Annotated in this window: 22 protein-coding genes and 2 pseudogenes (1 of these 24 running past the window's edge); 4 read left to right on the top strand and 20 right to left on the bottom strand. The window is 54.1% G+C overall.

Features of this window, described 5'->3' with window-relative positions:
* Positions 1-10: 10 nt before the first annotated feature.
* Positions 11-403: a hypothetical protein gene (locus tag HYU99_06345; GenBank protein MBI2339967.1), complete on the top strand. Its 393-nt coding sequence runs from the start codon at positions 11-13 to the stop codon at positions 401-403.
* 144 nt (positions 404-547) lie between these two features.
* Here the strand turns inward: HYU99_06345 and HYU99_06340 are convergent, their stop codons facing one another.
* Both HYU99_06340 and HYU99_06335 read right to left on the bottom strand, forming a co-directional pair.
* Complete coding sequence (locus HYU99_06340; protein ID MBI2339966.1) at positions 548-1,429, bottom strand: hypothetical protein; 882 nt, start codon at positions 1,427-1,429, stop codon at positions 548-550.
* Positions 1,430-1,529: 100 nt separating this feature from the next.
* Positions 1,530-2,432, bottom strand: a complete 903-nt coding sequence (locus HYU99_06335) for a hypothetical protein (protein ID MBI2339965.1) — start codon at positions 2,430-2,432, stop codon at positions 1,530-1,532.
* A gap of 335 nt (positions 2,433-2,767) precedes the next feature.
* Here HYU99_06335 and HYU99_06330 point away from each other — a divergent pair, with 335 nt between their 5' ends.
* Positions 2,768-3,520 (top strand): hypothetical protein, encoded by a 753-nt coding sequence (locus HYU99_06330; GenBank protein ID MBI2339964.1) that lies wholly within the window; start codon positions 2,768-2,770, stop codon positions 3,518-3,520.
* On the opposite strand, the gene HYU99_06325 is transcribed toward HYU99_06330, so the two are convergent.
* The 8 genes from HYU99_06325 to HYU99_06290 all read right to left on the bottom strand — a co-directional run bounded on the left by HYU99_06325 (position 3,492) and on the right by HYU99_06290 (position 9,798).
* Positions 3,492-3,953, bottom strand: a complete 462-nt coding sequence (locus tag HYU99_06325) for a peptidylprolyl isomerase (protein ID MBI2339963.1) — start codon at positions 3,951-3,953, stop codon at positions 3,492-3,494. The two genes, HYU99_06330 and HYU99_06325, sit on opposite strands and share 29 nt — an antisense overlap.
* Positions 3,954-4,053: 100 nt before the next feature.
* The gene (locus HYU99_06320) at positions 4,054-4,983 is read right to left on the bottom strand and encodes a histone deacetylase (GenBank protein ID MBI2339962.1); all 930 of its coding nucleotides are present in this window, start codon (positions 4,981-4,983) and stop codon (positions 4,054-4,056) included.
* Positions 4,984-4,985: 2 nt separating this feature from the next.
* Positions 4,986-5,273, bottom strand: coding sequence for a hypothetical protein (locus HYU99_06315; GenBank protein MBI2339961.1), 288 nt, complete (start codon positions 5,271-5,273; stop codon positions 4,986-4,988).
* A 3-nt stretch (positions 5,274-5,276) separates the two neighbouring features.
* Entirely contained in the window at positions 5,277-5,855 is a 579-nt protein-coding gene (locus HYU99_06310; protein MBI2339960.1) for a biotin/lipoyl-binding protein, read from the bottom strand.
* Positions 5,852-7,378 (bottom strand): acetyl-CoA carboxylase biotin carboxylase subunit, encoded by a 1,527-nt coding sequence (gene accC / locus HYU99_06305; protein ID MBI2339959.1) that lies wholly within the window; start codon positions 7,376-7,378, stop codon positions 5,852-5,854. Before accC ends, HYU99_06310 begins: the two co-directional genes overlap by 4 nt.
* A 58-nt stretch (positions 7,379-7,436) precedes the next feature.
* A complete protein-coding gene (locus HYU99_06300) occupies positions 7,437-8,981 on the bottom strand; it encodes an acyl-CoA carboxylase subunit beta (protein ID MBI2339958.1) in 1,545 nt (514 codons plus the stop codon).
* Between the two features lie 254 nt (positions 8,982-9,235).
* Positions 9,236-9,610: a VapC toxin family PIN domain ribonuclease gene (locus HYU99_06295; GenBank protein ID MBI2339957.1), complete on the bottom strand. Its 375-nt coding sequence runs from the start codon at positions 9,608-9,610 to the stop codon at positions 9,236-9,238.
* A complete protein-coding gene (locus HYU99_06290) occupies positions 9,607-9,798 on the bottom strand; it encodes a type II toxin-antitoxin system VapB family antitoxin (protein MBI2339956.1) in 192 nt (63 codons plus the stop codon). Before HYU99_06290 ends, HYU99_06295 begins: the two co-directional genes overlap by 4 nt.
* Before the next feature lie 242 nt (positions 9,799-10,040).
* On the opposite strand from HYU99_06290, the gene HYU99_06285 reads away from it, so the two are divergent.
* Positions 10,041-11,666, top strand: coding sequence for a methylmalonyl-CoA mutase family protein (locus HYU99_06285; GenBank protein MBI2339955.1), 1,626 nt, complete (start codon positions 10,041-10,043; stop codon positions 11,664-11,666).
* On the opposite strand, the gene HYU99_06280 is transcribed toward HYU99_06285, so the two are convergent.
* A complete protein-coding gene (locus tag HYU99_06280; GenBank protein ID MBI2339954.1) occupies positions 11,659-12,210 on the bottom strand; it encodes a GNAT family N-acetyltransferase in 552 nt (183 codons plus the stop codon). The genes HYU99_06285 and HYU99_06280 overlap by 8 nt on opposite strands.
* Positions 12,173-12,838, bottom strand: coding sequence for a lipoyl(octanoyl) transferase LipB (lipB, locus tag HYU99_06275; protein MBI2339953.1), 666 nt, complete (start codon positions 12,836-12,838; stop codon positions 12,173-12,175). Before lipB ends, HYU99_06280 begins: the two co-directional genes overlap by 38 nt.
* A gap of 135 nt (positions 12,839-12,973) precedes the next feature.
* Between lipB and HYU99_06270 the strand changes: the two genes are divergently transcribed.
* Positions 12,974-13,756 (top strand): enoyl-CoA hydratase/isomerase family protein, encoded by a 783-nt coding sequence (locus HYU99_06270; GenBank protein MBI2339952.1) that lies wholly within the window; start codon positions 12,974-12,976, stop codon positions 13,754-13,756.
* 20 nt (positions 13,757-13,776) lie between these two features.
* Here the strand turns inward: HYU99_06270 and HYU99_06265 are convergent, their stop codons facing one another.
* From HYU99_06265 to HYU99_06230, 8 genes and pseudogenes are all read right to left on the bottom strand, one after another.
* Positions 13,777-14,286, bottom strand: a complete 510-nt coding sequence (locus tag HYU99_06265) for a GNAT family N-acetyltransferase (GenBank protein MBI2339951.1) — start codon at positions 14,284-14,286, stop codon at positions 13,777-13,779.
* On the bottom strand, positions 14,283-14,555 hold the full coding sequence (locus HYU99_06260; GenBank protein MBI2339950.1) for a DUF1778 domain-containing protein: 273 nt from the start codon (positions 14,553-14,555) through the stop codon (positions 14,283-14,285). Before HYU99_06260 ends, HYU99_06265 begins: the two co-directional genes overlap by 4 nt.
* Before the next feature lie 74 nt (positions 14,556-14,629).
* Positions 14,630-15,034 carry a cobalamin B12-binding domain-containing protein gene (locus tag HYU99_06255; GenBank protein MBI2339949.1) on the bottom strand — a complete coding sequence of 135 codons (405 nt, stop codon included), beginning with the start codon at positions 15,032-15,034 and terminating at the stop codon, positions 14,630-14,632.
* Positions 15,031-16,662 (bottom strand): methylmalonyl-CoA mutase family protein, encoded by a 1,632-nt coding sequence (locus HYU99_06250; GenBank protein ID MBI2339948.1) that lies wholly within the window; start codon positions 16,660-16,662, stop codon positions 15,031-15,033. The genes HYU99_06255 and HYU99_06250 overlap by 4 nt, the downstream gene beginning before the upstream one ends.
* Positions 16,662-17,756: pseudogene (locus tag HYU99_06245) on the bottom strand (acyl-CoA dehydrogenase). Before HYU99_06245 ends, HYU99_06250 begins: the two are co-directional and overlap by 1 nt.
* Positions 17,757-18,539, bottom strand: a complete 783-nt coding sequence (locus tag HYU99_06240; protein ID MBI2339947.1) for an enoyl-CoA hydratase/isomerase family protein — start codon at positions 18,537-18,539, stop codon at positions 17,757-17,759. It lies immediately after the preceding pseudogene.
* 81 nt (positions 18,540-18,620) lie between these two features.
* Entirely contained in the window at positions 18,621-19,469 is an 849-nt protein-coding gene (locus tag HYU99_06235; protein ID MBI2339946.1) for a 3-hydroxybutyryl-CoA dehydrogenase, read from the bottom strand.
* Positions 19,466-20,098, bottom strand: a pseudogene (locus tag HYU99_06230) (acetyl-CoA C-acetyltransferase) (it continues 532 nt past the right edge of the window). Before HYU99_06230 ends, HYU99_06235 begins: the two are co-directional and overlap by 4 nt.

Here is a 20,098-nt window from a genome sequence, read left to right as displayed (position 1 = left end):
AGGAGCCTATATGAAAATTGCCGCATTGATCATCGGTTTAATCGGATCGTTGGCCGCTTTGGGTCTGGGGTCGAAATGGGTCACCGATTACAACAAGTATGAATCGACCATCGCCTCGATGCAACAGATGGCCGATCAGATGGGGGCCGGCGGCGCGATGGCCGAGAGCCTGGCCTCGGTCGGCAAGCTCAAAAACGCCGGCTATGCGCTGGTGGGGCTGGGGTTACTCGCCCTTCTGGCCTCGATTCTCGTTTTCAAGCTGGGCAAATTAAGCGGTCTTGTCATGCTGATAGCGGCCATTGTGCCGGGGGTTCTGGCGCCCCAGGCCTTCGTAGCCACCGCTGTGTTGATCGTTGGCGGGATACTGGCGCTTCTAACGAAACCAAAACAGGCAGTAGCGTAACGGACTTGTTTTGCGCCGCCGGCAAAGGGAACCTTTTGTCCGCGCAATTTTTGCAAGCCGTCACGTGCTGGATTGTTCCTTCAGCGTCGAGTGTCCGGCAGGGAGCAAAAATTGCCTCGTCAAAAGGTTCCCTTTGTTGGCTCCTCAATCCCCCGTGGAGAGGGAAGCGGTGAAGTCCAGATTCATGCTGTGGTCCGCGTCGATCTCGCAGGAGGCCTCCACCTCTGCTTGGTCGAGAGCGAGTGTGTTGCCGCTTCCGTCCTGATATTCACAATCGGAACAGGTGAGTGAACAGCCTGTGTCCTCGCAAATTCCACCGGTGGCCGTGTAGCCTTCCGGGCAGTCGCCGCAATCGCCGAAGCAGGACAGCACCTTGATCCGGCAGAATTCCACGGTCTCGGGGAAATCGGCGATAATCCGTCCTTCCGCGTAATGGGCGTTGAAGGAAATCTCGAAGGCCCCGATCGTATCGCTGACCTCCAGGGCGCCAAACGCAAAGGAATCCCCGGCGTTGCGCGTCGCCTCCAGCCCGCTGAAACTGTCCGAGGAGAGGTTTGAAAAATAGGCGCTACAGGGGGTTGCCTCGGTTGTCGAGGAACCGACCTCGTAGGAACATTCGTCAAACTGGGCGAATGTCGGGACCGAGAGGGTGTCATGAACGGCATACCAGCCCGAAGAAACCTCCAACACCCCGCTTTCCGCCAATGTGTCGATATCCCCGGCGTCCTCCCCCCAGACGATCTCAAGGGTTTTGCCGTCGGCCAAAGACAAAACCAGATGCTCGTCGCGCTGGCCGTCGGCGGACACAAGCCGGTGATAATAGGCCATGTCGGCGGACACGAGCGTGGAATCGGCGTCATCGACCACCGAAATCGAGGTCATGTCGTCGAGAAAGAGGTCGGTTACATCCACGTCCTCGGGGCAGATGCGCGTCGTCGTGGAGCCCTCCTCGGTACTGCAGGTGCAACGGTTCAGGCACATCACGGCAAAAAACAGGAATATCGTCGCGATCCTCACCTTGCTCATAAAAACCCTCCTTTCAGATTCTTTCTCCGCAACTTCTTTGCACAGTTTGCGAACCGTTTGCAGGTCCATCTGGACCATTTGGCTGGCGGCCCTGCCGCCTTCAGATATCTTCATCCGGCTCCAGGACGACGGGATTGACGATGTTTCCGCCTCCCGGCCCGCAATAGTCATCGTATTCCCCCCATGTCTCCGAGCCGTCGGACACGCCGATGAACACGTCATTGAGATAAAGTTCCTGCCAGGAATCGGGATTGGCCTCGGAGTCGTATAATGACAGCAGATAAGCGTCCAGATAGCCCCCTTGAATGTTTTCCGTCCCGATTGTCCTGTCAAAACCGATCGTATAAAATCCGGCCTCATCAATCCCCGTCAGATTGTGCAGGTCGATGGTTGTTTCAAGATGATAGACCCCTTCGCCGGCCGCTGTCACCGACATGCTGAACTCATCGCTCTCTCCGTAATAATCGTCACTCAAGGCCCTTTCCCATATGAAGCTGTGGTATGTGTCGGCCTGTTCCCCGGCCAGTGTCGCATTCAGCGTTTCCAGATCCGCCGCATTGGATGCGTCAAAGAGATAGTAGATCCCCGTGAGGGGATCTTCCGCGGCGGAAAAGGGGTATTCATATTCAAACTTCAAAACCAGGACATCGCCGGTGGACAGGACAAGATAATAGTACTCGTAGAAACTATAGATGATGGCGTCTTCTTCCCCCCCGCCCCAGTTCCAGTACTGGTCCGCTCCCAAAAGGTAGCGAAAATAGACCTGCTCTCCCGGTTCGACAAAAGAAGTGTCGGAAACATCCTGGATGGTGACATTGCCAAAGGCCGAGACCAGCTCCTGGTTTAAGGAAACAGCCTCGTCCGGGCAACGCCAGGATTCAGATTGGTAGCTGTACGGCTCATCGGAGTAAAGAGGGTCGGCACAGGACAGACCGGCCCATGCAACGAGGCAAAGCCACCCGGTTTGAAAAACCCCCCTCCCCTGTCTTCCGCGCAACTTCATCGGCGTGGATGAAAGTATACCAGTGCAGAGGTTGAGTTGGAAAAGAAAAATTCGCCGGCCGATTTTGACGGCCGATTTTGGTCAATTTTGGTCAATTCCGCGGGTCCCGTTTTTCGGGAGCGCCCTCGGGCCGGAATATAACCCGTTAAAATTACGCGCAAATTTCAAAAACCTGATCCGTGTCCCTCTTGGCACGCCGATTGCTTCCTCCTTGTTGTCGAAAGGAGGGTTCCCGCCGAGCGCCGACCGAATAGGGAGGATAAAGCGAGGCGGGAGCGGAGATTGCAAACGCCATTGAAGGTTTTAATCAAAAATAAAACAAGGAGGATCGCCATATGAAACACTTCAAAACAAGCCTTCTGCTTTTAACACTGACCGCAACATCCGTTGCGGGAACCGGATGCGGATTGGGAGAGGGTTATTACGACAGCTGGGATGATTCGTCGTACTCCTCGCCCGGAAGCGACGGGGATTTTGACGAAGACCTCATCCTGGTGACCCATTCGGGTGAAACGCTCCTGATCGAGTATAACGATACCGTCTTTACGGCTCTCATCAACTGGGAGGACGGCAACTATTATTTTGCCCCGGACAGGGAAGGAACCTACTCCGGAGATGTGATCATCTGTGTCGCCTCCATTTCGACAGACCGGTTTCAGGGAGACTGTTTTCGCGACGGGCAGGTTTGCACCTTCTACTACGCCGCCTCTTATTATGACGATGACGGAACGGACAAGGACATCTACGCGCTCGCCTCGACATCCTGCAAGGAAGCGCCTTACGTAGGGCCCTTTCTTGTTCCGCTGGATGCCCCTCTCTGCGGCGAATCTCCCTATCCCGACTGCGTGGACGACTCCCTCTTTCCTGCGGGCCCCGACGGCAAAACGCCTGACGGGGAAGACGGGGAAGACGCCGAAGACTCCCGAGATTCCCTTGATGATGCCGATGAAGATTCCGACTCCGAAGATTCCTTTGAGGACGGCGATGAAGATTCAGATGAAGATTCCGATAACGATTCCCTTGAGGATTCCGGCGAGGATTCCGTTGCCGTCGACAAGTTCACTTCACGACAATTTCAATGGAGTTGATCTTGTCCCCCCGCCGGATATTGGAGACGACATCCATGCCGGCGATGGTCTGGCCGAAGACCGTATAAGCCCCGTCCAAAAACGGCGTCGCCTGCAGGGTGATGTAGAACTGCGAACCACTGGAGCGGCGCTGGGGATTCACTTGGTCGCCGGTGCGGGCCCAGGCAAGCGCCCCGTTTTTGTGCGGGAGGCCGATCTCGGCAGGAATGGTATAACCCGGTCCGCCACTGCCGTTCCCTGCCGGGTCTCCCCCTTGAATGACAAAACCGGGCTCCACCCGGTGAAAGGTCAGCCCGTTGTAAAACCCCCCTTTTGCCAGTTGGATAAAATTGGTGGCCGACAGAGGGGCCTTGTCGGGATAAAGCTCCACCGTGATGTCCCCTTTGCCGGTTTTGATGACCGCCTCGTATTTTTTGCCGGCCTCAAATGGCATCGGCGCCGACGGTTCTGAAAATTTCATACTCTCTCCTTTCACCTCGCTACCGACGAACAACAAAATTGAAACACAGAATAAACACCGCAGTTTCAAATTTCTACGCATGGATCACCTCCAGAACGGCCTCGACCCCTTCCTGCAACCCTTTCATATCATATCCCCCTTCCAGAACAAAAACGATTTTTGCGCCTGAATATTTTTGGGCGACATCGAAGAGATTTCGCGCCATCATCTTAAATCCCCCTTTGGTGATTTTCATGCCGCCAAGCGGATCGCGCCGATGCGCGTCGAATCCGGCCGAAACGAGGACAAACTCCGGTTTGTATTCGTGAAGGGCCGGAAGAATTTTTTTATCATACCCCTTCGCATAATCGTCATCATCTCCGAGGGCGTCGAAGGGAAGATTCAAGGTGTACCCCTTCCCTTTTCCCGTTCCCGTTTCGTCGACAGCTCCGGTTCCCGGATAGAACGGATAGCGGTGGGTCGAGACGTAGAAAACGTCGTCCCGAGCATAAAAAAAATGCTGGGTTCCGTTTCCGTGATGAACGTCGATATCGACAATGGCAATCCGTTTGAGCCCCTTTTGGCGAACCAGATATTCGGCGGCGACGGCGATGTTGTTGAAAAGGCAGAATCCCATCGCGCGTGTCGATTCGGCATGGTGTCCCGGCGGCCGGGGAAAGGCGAAGGCGTTGTCCACCTTTCCCGAAAAAACCGCCTCGGCGGCCGTAAGTAAGCCCCCGACCGCCAGAAAGGCGGCCTCCGCCGAATCGGCGGAGACCGGCGTGTCGAGGTCAAAATAGCCGTGAGGGACGCCCCGCGTTTTTTCGACATTCTCGATGTGTTCTTTCGAATGAACCCAGCCAACCTCTTCTTTGGTGGCCAAACGGGGGGGGATGGAAACAAGCGTGGAGTCGGTATCAAGAACCTCTTTGATGGCCAGCAGACGACGGGGGGATTCCGGATGACCGGTTCCGGTGTCATGCGCAAGATAACGTTCGTCCCAAACGATTCCGGTTTTCGGCATGATTATTTGTTCCAGGCCTCTTGGAGGGCAAGTTGTGCCTCTTTTTCAGCCTCGGCGGCCAGATGCAGGGCTTCGTCTTTGTTCGCCGTATTCTGGGCTTTCTGCAGGAGATTCACCGCCACGCGATAATGGTCGGGGCTTTTCGTGTCGGCATGCCATATCCGCGCCTCGCGGACGGCATAGACGGCATTGCCGAGGGAATGGGTGATTTCGTCGGCAGACGAAATTGAGGGGACAAGAACCGCAAGGAGAAAAACAAAAAGAGTCGGCAATTTCATGCGGTCAAGCATATCCTATTCGATGACAACCAGCAAGGCGCCGTTTTCAACCGACTGGCCGGGGGCCACGCGGACATCGGTGACAACGCCCGACTTTGGGGATTTCATCTCGTTTTCCATCTTCATCGCCTCAAGAACAACCACCCCCTCCCCTTCTTCAACCTTGTCCCCTTTTTTGACGGCGACACTGACAATTTTGCCCGGCATCTGGGCGATCAGTTCGACCTTTCCCTCGCCAGCCCCAAAGGGGCCCCTTGTCGGGGTGGCGCCGCCACCGATTTTTCCCCCCGGCTTGCCACCAAGCAACCTGCCGGCTCCCGGTTTGGGTTTTCCGGCCTTGCCCTCTTCATCAAGCTGAAAATAGAGATGCTCGCCATGAAGAAAAGCCTGAATTTCCGGGCCGCTTTGATGAAAACGAAGATCATGCGACCGTCCGTCGTGAATGACCGAATAATGGTTCGGCCCCGCGATGTGAACATCCACCTCCCATGTCTTGCCGTTGGAGACAATGCGCAGACTATCGGGGGCGATTTCGCCGATTTCAATCGGCGTCTCTTTTCCGTCGTGCGTGGCGGTGAATTTTTTGGATTTCAAAATCTCTGCTCCAACGCGTCCCTCAAACCTTGCGCTTTCCACTGGGACATCGTTTCTCTCCCGACAGTCGCCACGCCGGACGCCGGAGTGGCCATGGGCCGCTTTGTTCGGTCATAGGCGGCAATGCCGAAGATAATCTCGTTCGGCAGATCCACCGGACGGCGTTTGAGGATTTCGGGATGATCGTCGATATAGTGCGTATACATTTTGGCCGCCAAAACATCGGGGTTTTCGACCAGCGTTCGCAAAAACGGGATGTTGTTTTTAAATCCGCCGATTTCATATTCGCGAAGGGCCCTTTGCATCCGGCAAAAGGCATGTTGGCGGCTTTCCCCCCAGGTGATCAACTTGGCAATAAGCGGGTCGTAGTAGATGGGAATTGTGGCCCCCTCGTAAACGCCGCTGTCGTGCCGGACCCCCGGCCCTTCCGGGATTGTCATCCACTCGATGGTGCCGGGAGAAGGAAAAAAATTATTTTCCGGGTCTTCGGCATACAGGCGGCACTCGACCGCATGACCGCGCAGGGTAATGTCGGATTGTTTGAGAGAAAGGGGTTTCCCCTCTCCAATCTCAATTTGGAGTTTCACCAGATCGAGGCCAGTGATCATTTCCGTAACCGGATGCTCCACCTGCAGGCGGGTGTTCATTTCGAGGAAATAAAAATTCTCCTCCTTGTCGACCAAAAATTCGAGCGTCCCCACTCCAACATACCCGACTGATGCCGCCAAACGAACCGCCGCTTCGGTCATTTTTTTTCGGGTGGCCGCCGAAATAAAGGGGGACGGCGCCTCTTCGATCACCTTTTGATGCCGTCGCTGAAGAGAACATTCACGCTCAAACAAATGAAGCCCTTTTCCCTGCTGATCGAAGACGACCTGAACCTCAATATGGCGTGGTTTTACAATGTATTTTTCAATATATAGACTATCATCATTAAAGCTTTTCTTTGCTTCTGATCCCGCCCGGGTCATGGCCGATTCCATGTCGGCCTCTTTCTCGACCAAACGCATCCCTTTCCCCCCGCCGCCCGACACAGCCTTTAGAAAAACGGGATAGCCGATCTTTTTGGCAATTTGTTTGGCTTCGGCTAAATCTTTGAGAGCCTCCTTCGTGCCCGGCACCATTGGCACCCTCGCCTTCTCGGCAATCTGGCGCGCCCCTGTTTTACTCCCCATGGCGTCGATGGTTTCGGGTTTGGGACCCAGAAAGATGATTCCGGCATTTTGGCAAGCTTTTGAGAAAACCGATTTCTCGGAAAGAAACCCGTAGCCGGGATGAACAGCATCCGCCCCGCTCTTGTTGGCGGCATCGATTATCTTTTCGGGAACGAGATAACTTTCAACCGCAGGGGCCGGGCCGATGCAATAGGCCTCATCCGCGACTTGAACATGAAGAGCGGAGCGATCGGCCTCCGAATAAACCGCCACGGTTGAAATGCCGAGATCGCGACAGGTCCGCATGATCCGGACGGCAATTTCGCCGCGGTTGGCGATAAGGATCTTTTTGATTTTTTTGGTTTTCATGCGTAGGGGCAACCCTATGTGGTTGCCCTGCACGGAGGGCGGCCACACAGGGCCGCCCCTACAAGGGAATATTCCCGTGTTTTTTCTTCGGATTCGAATCCACCTTGTTCTGCAACATCTCCAATGCGGCAAAAATCTTTTTTCGCGTGTCGGACGGGAGAATCACCTCGTCGATATAGCCCAACTCCGCCGCTTTGTAGGGGCTGGCGAATTTTTCGCGGTATTCGGCCACGAGGCGCTCTTTTTCCCCTTTCGCGTCGGCAGACTGTTCGATCTGTTTTTTGAAGATAATGTTCACCGCTCCGTCGGGGCCCATCACGGCGATTTCGGCGCCGGGGTAGGCGTAGCTGACATCGCCGCGAATATGCTTGGAGCTCATAACGTCGTACGCGCCGCCGTAAGCCTTGCGGGTAATAACCGTTATTTTCGGAACGGTCGCCTCGCAGAAGGCATACAAAAGTTTCGCGCCATGCATGATGATGCCACCGTACTCCTGTGCTGTGCCGGGCAAAAATCCCGGAACATCGACAAAAGTGACAAGGGGGATATTGAAAGCGTCGCAAAACCGGACGAACCGCGCCCCCTTGATCGAGGCGTTGATGTCGAGGCACCCCGCCAAGTGCGCCGGCTGATTGGCCACAATGCCGATTGAATAACCGCCGATTCGTCCGAAACCGATCACCATATTTTTGGCGTAATTGGCGTGGATCTCCGTGAAATGGCCGTCGTCCAATGTTTCGGCGATGATTTCCTTGATGTCGTAGGGCTTGTTGGGGCTATCGGGAATAATTGAATCGAGTTTGGAGCAGACTCGATCGGACGGATCCCCCGCCGGGACAAACGGCACCGGTTCGCGGTTGTTGGAGGGGATGAAGCCCAGCAGTTCCTTCACCAGTTCGAGGCTTGCATCTTCGGATTCCGCTGCAAAATGGGCGACACCACTGATGGAACTGTGCGAAATCGCCCCCCCCAGTTTTTCTTTCGAAACCTCTTCATGAGTAACCGCCTTGATGACATCCGGCCCGGTGATAAACATGTGCGCGGTGTTTTGAACCATGACGATGAAGTCGGTCATCGCCGGCGAGTAGACGGCGCCGCCGGCGCAGGGGCCCATGATGACCGAAATTTGCGGGATGACGCCGGAGCTCATCACGTTTCGCTGAAAGATGTCGGCATAACCGGCGAGACTGATCACCCCTTCCTGAATCCGCGCCCCTCCCGAGTCGTTCAACCCGATGACGGGGGCCCCCACTTTCATGGCATGATCCATTATTTTGCAGATTTTTTTGGCATACGCCTCCCCCAGCGATCCGCCGAACGAGGTGAAATCCTGCGCAAAGACAAAAACAAGACGTCCATTCACCTTGCCGTAGCCGGTGATCACGCCATCGCCGAGAATTTTCTGTTTTTCCATTCCGAAGTCGGCACAGCGGTGGGTGACAAAGCGGTCGGTTTCGACAAAACTGCCGGGATCGAGGAGCTTGTCGATCCGCTCGCGGGCGGTGAGTTTCCCCGCCTCGTGCTGTTTGGCAACCCGCTCCTCGCCGCCGCCGGTTAAGGCTTGGGCCTCTTTTTCCTTGAGAATGTGAAGTTTGTCTTTCATAATCAGCTAAAATAACCAGCGCCAAAGGCGCGTTGAGGGGGAGGCAACTATCTTACTTCGCAAACCATACGGTTTGCTACGCGCCGCGAATGAATCGCGGCTTGTATCCGGCTTCGCCGGTGGAGGGCCCGCCAAACAACGCGGCGGGTCCGCCGAGCAGTTTGGCGGAGGCGACGCGAGCCCCTGAAAATAGACCTGATTTAAATAAAGTCACGGATGCGTTAAGTCAAGGACTGTTCAACCGTTGATTTTTCTTAAATGGGGCCATAGGCGACGCTGTAACGGTCTGCCATCCTCTTAAGGGCCTTGTCGCGTGTCCAGAGGCGACAGTTTCCCTGAATGGCGGCATACAACAATTGCACATCGACAAAGGACAATCCCGAACCGAACAAATGTTCGGAATCGACAAAGACCCTTAATTCTTCCGAATCGTATGATGGAAGTTGCTGGAGCTTGCCGACATCGGACAGAAACTCGTTTCTGCGCGGCCCCAAATCCCCCATTACGAGTTCACCGATGATCCACGGATGGGTTATCACCTGTTCTTCTTTCAGCAAATCGGAAAGAGGGAAGGCCTCCGCTTTTCCCTTGAGGTGGCCGATCCAGATGCTCGTGTCGACAAGAATCATGAAGGCCTTCGGCGACGGGGGGCGTTTGCCCGTTTGTAGGAACCGAAAACCCGGGCCAGTCTTTCGGAGGCCGTTTTGCGGATGAGGGCCTCAAACCCCATGTGAATGAGGCGGGTTTTTTCGGAGACACCGGCGGCCTTGGCGGCATTTTCGTACAAATTTTTATCCAAGTTGACGGTTGTTCTCATAATGCATATCAATATGCACTATTTATATGCATCGGTCAAGGGTATTCCCGGGCCGATGAATTTACAAAGTCAGTGATGACATCTCTCCCCAAACAGCAATATCGGCCCCCGGGCCGGGAAAGCCCTCCCCCGTTTGAAGGAATTATCCCAGGAACAGACCCTCATCGGACAATTTGCAAGACAGGCGCTTGAGCGGGTTCAAGAATAAAAGGTGTTTTGACACATCCCTGACCCTGCGATATATGCAACCAATGCCGAAGAGCGGCGCCAAAGAAAAGAAAAACCGGACAAAAGAAACCTTCGAAACCCTCTCGAAAATTCCGGTCGAGCCTCTTTATGCTCCTCAAAAAACGGATGAGAAATATCGGCGCGACCTCGGTCAGCCCGGTCAATTTCCCTACACCCGCGGCGTTCAGCCCGATATGTACCGCGGCCGTTTCTGGACGATGCGGCAGTATGCCGGCTTCGGGACGGCAGAGGAGTCCAACAAGCGTTACCGCGACTTGATTGCCCATGGCGGCACCGGGCTTTCGGTGGCCTTCGATCTCCCCACGCAGATGGGACTCGATTCCGACGATCCGCGGGCCAAAGGGGAAGTCGGCAAAACAGGTGTGGCGATCGCCTCACTTGCCGATATGGAAGTTTTGATGGACGGCATTCCTCTCGACCAGGTTTCCACATCCATGACCATCAACGCCACGGCGGCAATTCTTCTCGCCTTTTACATCGCCGTCGCCGAAAAAAAAGGAATTTCGGCCGATAAACTCTCGGGCACGATTCAAAACGATATTTTGAAGGAATACATCGCCCGCGGCACTTATATTTATCCCCCGGAACCGTCGATGCGGATCATCACCGATATTTTTGCCTTCTGCAAAGACCATGTCCCCAAGTGGAATACGATTTCGATCTCCGGTTATCACATCCGCGAAGCCGGATCGACCGCCGTTCAAGAAGTGGCCTTTACCCTGGCCAACGGCCTTGCCTATGTGAAAGCCGCGATCGATGCGGGACTGAAGGTTGACGACTTTGCCCCCCGCCTCTCCTTCTTTTTCAACGGGCACAACTATTTTTTCGAAGAAGCGGCCAAATTCCGCGCCGCCAGACGCCTTTGGGCCCGGCTGATGCGCGAACGTTTCAAGGCGAACGACCGTTCCTGCCAACTTCGCTTTCACACACAAACAGCCGGTTGTTCGCTGACGGCGCAACAGATTGACAACAACGTTGTCCGCGTCGCGTATCAGGCGATGGCGGCGGCCCTGGGGGGCACGCAGAGTCTCCATACCAACGCACGCGATGAAGCCCTGGCCCTTCCAACAGAGGTTTCAGCGCGAATTGCCCTCCGCACACAACAGATTCTCGCCTATGAAACGGGAATCGGCGACACGGTCGATCCACTGGCCGGCTCGTATTTTGTCGAATCGTTGACCGATACGATTGAAAAAAAGGCGCTGGAATACATTGAACGGATCGATCAGATGGGAGGTTCGGTAAAGGCGATCGAAAAGGGTTATATCCAGCAGGAAATCCAGAATGCCGCTTACGACTATCAGCGAAGCATTGAAGAAAAAAAACTGATCATCGTTGGCGTCAACGAGTTTCAGATCCAGGAGCCCCCGGCGGCGGATATTTTGAAAGTGGACGCAAGTCTGGAGAAAAAACAGGTCGGGCGATTGGACAAGGTACGCAAAGACCGGGACAACAAAAAGGTCGAACAGGCATTGACAAAAATCAAACAGGCGGCAAGGGGAACCGACAACCTCATGCCGCATATTTTAAATGCGGCGCGCTGTTACGCCACCCTGGGAGAAATTTCAAATACCCTTCGGGAAGTTTTCGGGATCTACCGCGAAAATGTAGTTATTTGAAATAATCCCCATACAACTCCTCGTAGGTTTCCTTGAACATATAATACCGAACTTCGTCCACATATTCCCCGTCAACAACCGCCTCGCGTTTCAAGACCGCCTCCCGAATCCATCCCCCCTTTTCGGAGATCCGCTGAATATGATGATCGGAGGCCAGATACTCGACAATTATTTTTTTAAAACCCAATCGATTATAGAGATAATCGAGAAGAATAATGAGCGCCTCGATGGCATAGGTTTTATGCTGGAAATCTTTGTCGAGCATGATGCCGATCCGGTTGACCCCCGACTTCTTTTTCAAACAGCAATGGGTTACCATGCCGATCGGTTTGTCTGAAGATTTTTCGATGATCATGAAAATGCCGACGCCGGATCCCGCCATGACTTTGTCAAATTTTTTGCACTGTTCGAGGCTCAAAGGGTCCTCAAAATCCCGAAAGAACAACCTATAGGCAGGGTCATAGAACCAGCGGAAAACGATTTTACCATGTTCCGGGCGGAAGCGTTCAAGACGAACAACGTGGCCTTCTTTGGTTGAAGACATCTTCGTAACATCGTCTCAAATCGCCCCCAACCTCGTCCACCGAATATTTGCGGGCGGTTATTTCGGCGAGATTGGTCACGCCGGCGCCGGCAATGCCGCAGGGGATGATGTAACCGAAAGGGGCAAGGTCACAATCGACATTGAGCGCAACACCGTGGGTGGTGACGCCACGGTGGACATGGAGGCCGATGGAGGCGATTTTACTGTTTCCAACCCAGATTCCGGGATTTCTTTTGTCGCGGCTCGCCGAAATTCCATATTTGGCCAGAAGACGTTTAACCCCCTCCTCCACCGCCCAGACCATTTTGTCGATCGATATCTTTCGCGTCTCGATATCCACAATGAAATAGACAACCAGTTGGCCCGGCCCGTGATAGGTGAGCCTCCCCCCCCGGTCGGTCTCGACAAATTCAATCCCCCTCCGTTTGAGCTCCTCGGGGTTGATTTTCAAGTCTTCATGCGACCGGCGCCGCCCCATCGTAATCACCGGGGGATGTTCCAGAAACAGGAGTTGGTCGGGTATCCGATTCGCCAAACGTTCGTCCCGAAGGCTATTCATTTTCTCCAGAGCCTCACGGTAAGGCGCCTCTCCGAGAAAAGAGGTCTGAATGGGAAAATTTTGTTTCATTTGAAACCCGGTTTTGTTAGGAACATATGGTGACAATTCGGTCTCGGGTGGCTTTCTGAAGAGTCCGTCGGCTGTCCGAGCGCACCTTAAAAACATCGCCAATCGGAACAAACCAGGCGACAACATACAAACAGGGTGGCGATTACAAAGACCGCGAGTTCCGACGGAATCGAAAGAAAACACACGAGACTGAATTGTCACAATGCGCCATATGTCCGAGCCTGTTATCTTGCAAATCGAAGGTCCTATTGCAACTGTTACCCTCAACCGGCCGGAAAACCTGACATTTTAACCGGCGCCGGACGGGCTTTTTCTTCCGGCGGCAATCTGGACATGATCGAATCGCGGACGCGCAAAAAAGAGGCAACAAACAAAAAAGAACTCAAAATGTTCTATCGAATTTTTCTGGACGTTCGAAACTTAAAGATCCCCGTCATTGCCGCCGTCAATGGACATGCCATCGGCGCCGGCTTTTGCCTCGCCCTTGCCTGCGATCTCCGCTATGCCTCCTTGGAGGCAAAAATGGGGGCCAACTTTGCCAAAATCGGTCTTGCCCCCGGCATGGGAGGCACTTGGCTGATCACGCGGCTGATCGGACCGACAAGGGCCGCCGAGGTCCTTCTTTTGGCCGAAAACCTCTCGGCGAAGCGGGCCTTTGATATGGGGCTTTTAAACGGTGTTTTTGAGGCCGACAAACTTCTGCCGCACGTTCACGGCGTGGCCAAGGTAATCGCTGAAAATGGTCCGATGCCCGTTGTCCTGATCAAAAAAGGGATCCAAAAGGCCCTGCACGGAACCTTGGAACAGATGTTCGATTACGATTCGGCCTGTCAGGCAAAAACGTTTACGACTGAAGACATCAAAGAAGGGATTCGGGCGATTCGGGAGAAACGCTCACCCCTGTTTCAAGGCAAATAGAAAATTCATAAATTGAATCGTTACTTGCGCGTGACGATGATCTTTTCGGCTGTCGATAGCAGAAGACATAACGTCATCGGCTGGATTGGCGATTCGACAAAACCCCGCGACAAATAGAACCGTTTGGCCGTTTCCGACAAAGCGTGAACCAGGATGGCCGAAACACCGGCAATCCGGGACGCCTGCAACGCCCGCAAGGCGGCATCACGCAACAACCCGCTTCCCAAGCCGCGATTATGGTAATCTTTGTGAATAGCGAGACGGCCCAACACCAGGACAGGTATGGTATCCGGCATATTGCGCCGCAGTGTCTTTGGCGCCGTGGCGCGGCCAACCGCGCCGGCGGCCAGACAGTAATAACCGATGACTGTTTGTCCATTGGCAATCACATAGGTGCGGGACGCGTTGGCTCCGTCATTCTTGAGCGCGCGCTTTTTCAGCCATTCATTCAGCGATGGTTCCCCGCAATCGAATGCGCCAAGATCATGGTCTTTGGTGATAGGGGTGGGCGCCAAAAGTTCGGTGGTCATTCCCAGGGGGCTTTCGTCGTCAACAGCCGACGCAAGCGATCCGTCGGCTTGGGAGGATTGTCGAGCATGGCCTGAAACCGGGCAAAGGCATCGGCATCGAGCGCAAAATAGGTTTGGTCAAGCAACACGCTTTCGGCTTCTCGGCAAGCGACTTCCAGCATGAAATCCGAACGACTGCGACCGAGCCGTTCGGCGGCATGGTCGATCAAATCACGCTGTCGCGCCCTGGCACGGATGCTGATGGTAACAGGTTCCTGTAATTGTCCCATAATAATACCTCATTTTTGTATGCAGTTTATAGTATATTATTGTACTGCAGTTTGCAATACTTAAATTACCAGAGTCACATCCGCGGCTTCACGTTTTCTTTGATCCACCCCACAATATCCCGCGTGTCGGCGCCGGGGGTGAAAATTTCGGCGACCCCCTTCTTTTTCAACTCCGCTTTTTCGTCATCCGGCACAATGCCGCCACCGAAGACCGCGACATCACCGATCCCTTTTTCCTTGAGAAGACGGATGACTTCAGGAAACAAATAGTTGTGCGCCCCGGAGAGAATGGAGAGGCCGATTGCGTCGACATCTTCCTGAATGGCCGTATTGACGATCATCTCCGGGGTCTGATGCAAACCGGAGTAGATCACTTCAAACCCGGCGTCGCGCAGGGCCCGCGCGACGATTTTGGCGCCGCGATCGTGGCCATCGAGCCCCGGCTTTCCGACAAGGATTCGTAGTTTTTTTTGCATCAAAATATTCCCGGATCGTGGTATTCGCCGAACACCCCCCGAAGCACCGCCGAGATCTCGCCGATCGTACAATAAGCCCTCGCGCAGTCAAGGAGGCTCGGCATTAAATTGACCTCCCCTGCCGCGGCATCTTCAAGAGCTTTTAGGGTATGTTGCGCCTGGGCTCTGTCCCGCTTTTCTTTCACTTTTTTGAGATTTTCAACCTGTTTTTTCTCCACATGAGGATCGAGTTTCAACAATTCAGGCTGTTGTTCTCCCTCGAGAATAAAATCGTTGACCCCGACCACGATCTTTTCCTTTTTTTCCACCTGTTGCTGATAAGCGTGCGAGGCCCTGGCAATCTCCATTTGAGGGTAGCCCCTTTTCACCGCCTCCACCATTCCCCCCATTCGGTCGATCTTTTTTATATAATTGAACGCCTCTTTTTCCATCTTGTTTGTCAGCGCTTCGACAAAATAAGAGCCAGCCAGAGGATCGATGGTGTTTGTGACGCCGCTTTCAAAGGCGAGAATCTGCTGGGTACGCAGGGCAATACGCACCGCTTTTTCGGTGGGGAGCGAGAGCGTTTCGTCCATCGAATTGGTATGAAGGGACTGAGTCCCTCCTAATATGGCGCCAAGAGCCTGTGTTGTTGTGCGGACAATATTGTTTTCGGGTTGCTGTGCGGTCAGCGAACATCCCGCCGTTTGCGAATGAAAACGGCACTTCATCGATTCCGCCTTTTTGGCCTTGAATCGCTTTTTCATGATACGGGCCCACATCCGGCGCGCCGCCCGGTATTTGGCGATTTCCTCGAAGAAATCCATGTGCGCATTGAAAAAATAGGAGAGGCGCGGGGCAAAGTCGTCGACGTTTAATCCGCGATCGATGCACGCCTGAACGTAGGCGATCCCGTCGGCTATGGTAAAGGCCAGTTCCTGAATCGCCGTCGAACCCGCCTCGCGGATGTGATAGCCGGAAATTGAAATGGGGTTCCACCGCGGGACATGCTTGGAGCAAAATTCGATCATGTCGACCACGATTCGCATCGCCGGATCGGGGGGAATCAGGTAGGAATTTTGGGCGATGTATTCCTTCAAGACATCGTTCTGAATGGTGCCGCCGAGTTTTTTCCAGTCAAAGCCCCTCTTTTCGGCATTGGCCAGATAAAAGGCGAGCATAATCATCGCCGGACCGTTGATCGTCATGGAGACAGTGACTTCATCCAATGGAATGCCGTCGAATAAAACTTCCATATCCCTTAGGGAATCGACGGCAACTCCGCAGACCCCCACTTCACCCCGCGCACGGGGGGAATCGGAGTCGTAACCCATGAGAGTGGGAAAATGAAACGCGGTGGACAGACCAGTCTGTCCATGAGCGAGAAGATATTTAAAGCGGGTGTTTGTATCCTCCGGCGCGCCGAAACCGGCAAACTGCCGCATGGTCCAAAGCCTGCCGCGGTACATTGTGTCATAGACACCGCGCGTGAAGGGGTATGCACCCGGGAAACCGAGGTTTTTTGCGTAGTCAAAACCCTTGAGATGTTTGGGGGTATAGAGCCGCTCAATCGGTTCCGACGAGATGGTGGTGAATTCTTTTTGTCGCTCGGGTTGTTTCGGATTTCGTGCTTCGCGCTTCGAATTTTTCATCAATCTTTTAAGAGGTTTCGTGCGATAACCAGCCTCTGTATCTCCGAAGTCCCCTCGTAAATTTCGGTGATCCGGGCATCGCGCAAATAACGTTCCACCGGATATTCACGGCAATAACCATAGCCCCCGTGAATCTGAACCGCCTTGTTGGTGACAAAATTCGATGTTTCGGAGGAAAAAAGTTTCGCCTGAGCCGCCTCCAACGTGCACGGTTTTCCCTGATCTTTCATCCAAGCGGCGCGATGGACAAGCAGACGGCTGGCGGCAATGCGGGTGGACATGTCGGCCAGCATCCACTGGATCGCCTGAAAATTGCTGATGGTCTGGCCAAAGGCCTCACGCTGTTTGGAATATTCAAGGGCGGCCTCGAAGGCGGCCTGCGAAATACCCAGCGCTTGGGTGGCACTGCCGATACGGCCGTAGTCGAGCGTATTCATCGCAATGGAGAATCCATCCGATTCTTTTCCCAAAAGATTTTCTTTTGGAACCTCACAATCCTGCAGAACGATGCTGGATGTGGAGCTGGCCCGGATTCCCAGTTTCTTTTCGACTTTGCCGACTACGATTCCGGTGAATCCCTTTTCGACGATAAAGGCCGATATCCCCTTGTGCCTTTTCGCCTTGTCGGTCATCGCAAAAACCACCATCGCATCGGCGTTTGGCCCGCTGGTGATGAAATTCTTTGTGCCGTTCAGGATATATTTGTCCCCTTTAAGAACGGCTGTTGTTTGCTGATTGGCGGCATCCGATCCGGTCCCCGGCTCGGAGAGGCAATAGGCCCCCAGTTTTTCCCCGCGCGCAAAAGGAACGAGATGTGTTTTCTTCTGGGCATCGGTGCCGTATTTGACGATGGGACCGCAATAGAGTGAATTATTCACCGACATGGTCACCCCGGTTGAGGCGCAGGCGGCCGAAATTTCTTCCAGGGTCAGCACATAACTGACCGTATCGAGCCCCGATCCCCCCCACTCTTCCGGGATCATCATCCCCATAAATCCCAGCTCCCCCATTTTCTTCAAATGCCGGCTGGGAAATTCCGCTTTTTCATCCAGCTCAGCCGCGGCGGGGGCCAACTGCTCCTTGGCAAATTCCCGCTATTTTCCTATAAACTTAGCCTCTTTTTTCTCAAGAAAAGCTTTAACTCCTTCATTCTTGTCTTCCGTCGCAAAGATCATCGGAAATGTCGATTGTTCCAGCTGCAAACCAGCCTCCAGTGACAGATCGGTCCCTTCATTGATCACCTTTTTGGCGAGTGCCACCGCCACCGGTCCTTTCTTGAGAATCGTTCCGATTGTCTTTTTGACCTCATCCATCAGCTGATTCGGCTCGCATACCTTGTTGACAATGCCGATATCGAAGGCCTCCTGCGCTGAAAGAAGGCGCGCGGTGTAAATCAGCTCCTTGGCCTTGTTCTTTCCGATCAGGCGGCTTAGGCGCTGGGTTCCCCCAAACCCCGGAAAAATGCCGAGGTTCACTTCGGGAAGGCCGAGTTTGGCGCCGGATGAGGCGTAAATGAAATCACACGAAAGAGCGAGTTCCAACCCTCCCCCCAAGGCAAACCCGTTTACCGCGGCAATAACGGGGGCCCGGCAGGTTTCAATCGCCCGCATGCAACGGTGTCCCAAATCGACAAAATGTTCCGCCTCAAGAACCGTCATGTTCTGCATGGCGGCGATATCGGCGCCGGCAACAAAGGCCTTGTCACCCGTACCGGTAACAATAACCCCCTTCGTTTTCCCCTCACGGCGAATATCCCGGAAGGCCTTTGTCAGCTCGCTGAGAACAACCTCATTCAAGGCATTGAGCGCCTTGGGACGATTGATAGTGACTGTGGTTACTTCATTTTCAATACTGACTTGGATGGTTTCAAAGGTCATAAAGAAGTGCATGGGTGCCCGGGTGCCTGGGTTCCCGTGTAAACACGGGCACACAGGCACTCAGGCACTCGGGCACAGTAGTTAATATTCATAAAACCCCTTCCCGGTCTTTCGCCCCAAAAATCCCGCCTCGACATATTTGACCAAAAGCGGACAGGGAGAAAATTTGGGATTGCCGAATTGCCGATGGAGCATCTCAAGGGAATTCAGCACGGCATCCAGCCCCAGCAAATCGGCCAGTTGAAGAGGCCCCATGGGATGATTGGCCCCCAATTTAAGCGCCCGGTCGATATCCTGTGCGGAACCGACCCCTTCGTAAAGCGAATAAATCGCCTCATTGATCATCGGGGCAATCACCCGATTGACCATGAAACCGGGAAAATCGTGCGCCAGAACCGTTTCTTTCCCCATTCGTTCAGCGACACTTTTGGCGGCCTGAATGGTCTCCGGTGCGGTTTGTACCCCCCGGACAATTTCCACCAGTTTCATCACCGGCACCGGGTTCATGAAGTGCATGCCGATAACCTGCGGGGCCCTTTTGGACGCCTTGGCCAGTTTGGTGATCGACAACGACGAGGTGGCCGAGGCGAATATGGCGGGCGCGGGACAAACGGTGTGGAGTTTTGAAAAAAGGTCGGTTTTGGTCCGTTCATCCTCGGTAACCGCCTCGATAACAAAATCAATTTTGGTCAGCGCCTGGATATCAAGCGCCAATTGAACCCGGCCGATGATCAAGTCTTCGTCTTTTTCGGCCACCTCTTTTCTCCCGATCGCTTTCTTCAGACCGCGCCGGATAGTCTCAACCGCTTTTTCCAATTGCACCTTGGTGGTCTCAACGAGAATGACCCCCAAACCCTGGCGCGCCGCCGTCTCGGCGATGCCGGCGCCAATCACCCCCGCCCCCACAATGCCGATTTTGGTAATGTTCACACTCTCTCCACAATCATCGCCACCGCTTCCCCGCCTCCAATGCACAGCGAGGCCAAACCCCGCCGAGCATTCCTTTTCTGCATTTCATACAGCAAGGTGACCAGAATTCGGGCCCCCGAGGCTCCGATTGGATGGCCGATAGCCACCGCTCCGCCATTGACATTCACTTTATCGGCGGGAATGCCGATTTTTTGGTTATTGGCGATGGCCACCACCGAAAAGGCCTCGTTGACTTCCCACAAATCGATGTCCTGCGCTTTAAGGTTCGCCTTTTTAAGCGCCTTTTCCATCGCCGTTGCCGGCGCAATGGTAAACCACTCCGGTTCACGGCTTGCCTGCGCATGGGCCACAATCCGCGCCAACGGCCTAAGGCCGAGTGCTTGGGCTTTCTCCATAGACATCAGCACAACAGCGGCCCCGCCGTCGTTCAAACTCGACGCATTTCCGGCTGTGACCGTTCCTTCCTTTTCAAAGGCGGAGCGAAGGGTTTTTAACTTTTCAATATTTCCACGCCCCGGTTCTTCATCGGTATCGACAATAAGGGGGTCCCCTTTCTTTTGAGGAACAGGAACTTTGACGATTTCATCCTTGAATCGCCCCTCCTTGACCGCCTTTTGGGCCCGGCGGTA

The organism is Deltaproteobacteria bacterium (assembly GCA_016183175.1).
Lineage (GTDB): Bacteria > UBA10199 > UBA10199 > UBA10199 > SBBF01 > JACPFC01.
The sequence above is the reverse complement of the archived record's forward strand: the minus strand, read 5'-3'. Positions and strand labels throughout refer to the sequence as shown.

Excerpts from the sequence above, each read along its gene's own strand:
- HYU99_06345 (MBI2339967.1), top strand. The coding sequence starts at position 11 with ATGAAAATTGCCGCATTGATCATCGGTTTAATCGGATCGTTGGCCGCT.
- HYU99_06340 (MBI2339966.1), bottom strand. The coding sequence starts at position 1,429 with ATGAGCAAGGTGAGGATCGCGACGATATTCCTGTTTTTTGCCGTGATG.
- HYU99_06335 (MBI2339965.1), bottom strand. The coding sequence starts at position 2,432 with ATGAAGTTGCGCGGAAGACAGGGGAGGGGGGTTTTTCAAACCGGGTGG.
- HYU99_06330 (MBI2339964.1), top strand. The coding sequence starts at position 2,768 with ATGAAACACTTCAAAACAAGCCTTCTGCTTTTAACACTGACCGCAACA.
- HYU99_06325 (MBI2339963.1), bottom strand. The coding sequence starts at position 3,953 with ATGCCATTTGAGGCCGGCAAAAAATACGAGGCGGTCATCAAAACCGGC.
- HYU99_06320 (MBI2339962.1), bottom strand. The coding sequence starts at position 4,983 with ATGCCGAAAACCGGAATCGTTTGGGACGAACGTTATCTTGCGCATGAC.
- HYU99_06315 (MBI2339961.1), bottom strand. The coding sequence starts at position 5,273 with ATGCTTGACCGCATGAAATTGCCGACTCTTTTTGTTTTTCTCCTTGCG.
- accC (MBI2339959.1), bottom strand. The coding sequence starts at position 7,378 with ATGAAAACCAAAAAAATCAAAAAGATCCTTATCGCCAACCGCGGCGAA.
- HYU99_06300 (MBI2339958.1), bottom strand. The coding sequence starts at position 8,981 with ATGAAAGACAAACTTCACATTCTCAAGGAAAAAGAGGCCCAAGCCTTA.
- HYU99_06295 (MBI2339957.1), bottom strand. The coding sequence starts at position 9,610 with ATGATTCTTGTCGACACGAGCATCTGGATCGGCCACCTCAAGGGAAAA.
- HYU99_06290 (MBI2339956.1), bottom strand. The coding sequence starts at position 9,798 with ATGAGAACAACCGTCAACTTGGATAAAAATTTGTACGAAAATGCCGCC.
- HYU99_06285 (MBI2339955.1), top strand. The coding sequence starts at position 10,041 with ATGCAACCAATGCCGAAGAGCGGCGCCAAAGAAAAGAAAAACCGGACA.
- HYU99_06280 (MBI2339954.1), bottom strand. The coding sequence starts at position 12,210 with ATGTCTTCAACCAAAGAAGGCCACGTTGTTCGTCTTGAACGCTTCCGC.
- lipB (MBI2339953.1), bottom strand. The coding sequence starts at position 12,838 with ATGAAACAAAATTTTCCCATTCAGACCTCTTTTCTCGGAGAGGCGCCT.
- HYU99_06265 (MBI2339951.1), bottom strand. The coding sequence starts at position 14,286 with ATGACCACCGAACTTTTGGCGCCCACCCCTATCACCAAAGACCATGAT.
- HYU99_06260 (MBI2339950.1), bottom strand. The coding sequence starts at position 14,555 with ATGGGACAATTACAGGAACCTGTTACCATCAGCATCCGTGCCAGGGCG.
- HYU99_06250 (MBI2339948.1), bottom strand. The coding sequence starts at position 16,662 with ATGAAAAATTCGAAGCGCGAAGCACGAAATCCGAAACAACCCGAGCGA.
- HYU99_06240 (MBI2339947.1), bottom strand. The coding sequence starts at position 18,539 with ATGACCTTTGAAACCATCCAAGTCAGTATTGAAAATGAAGTAACCACA.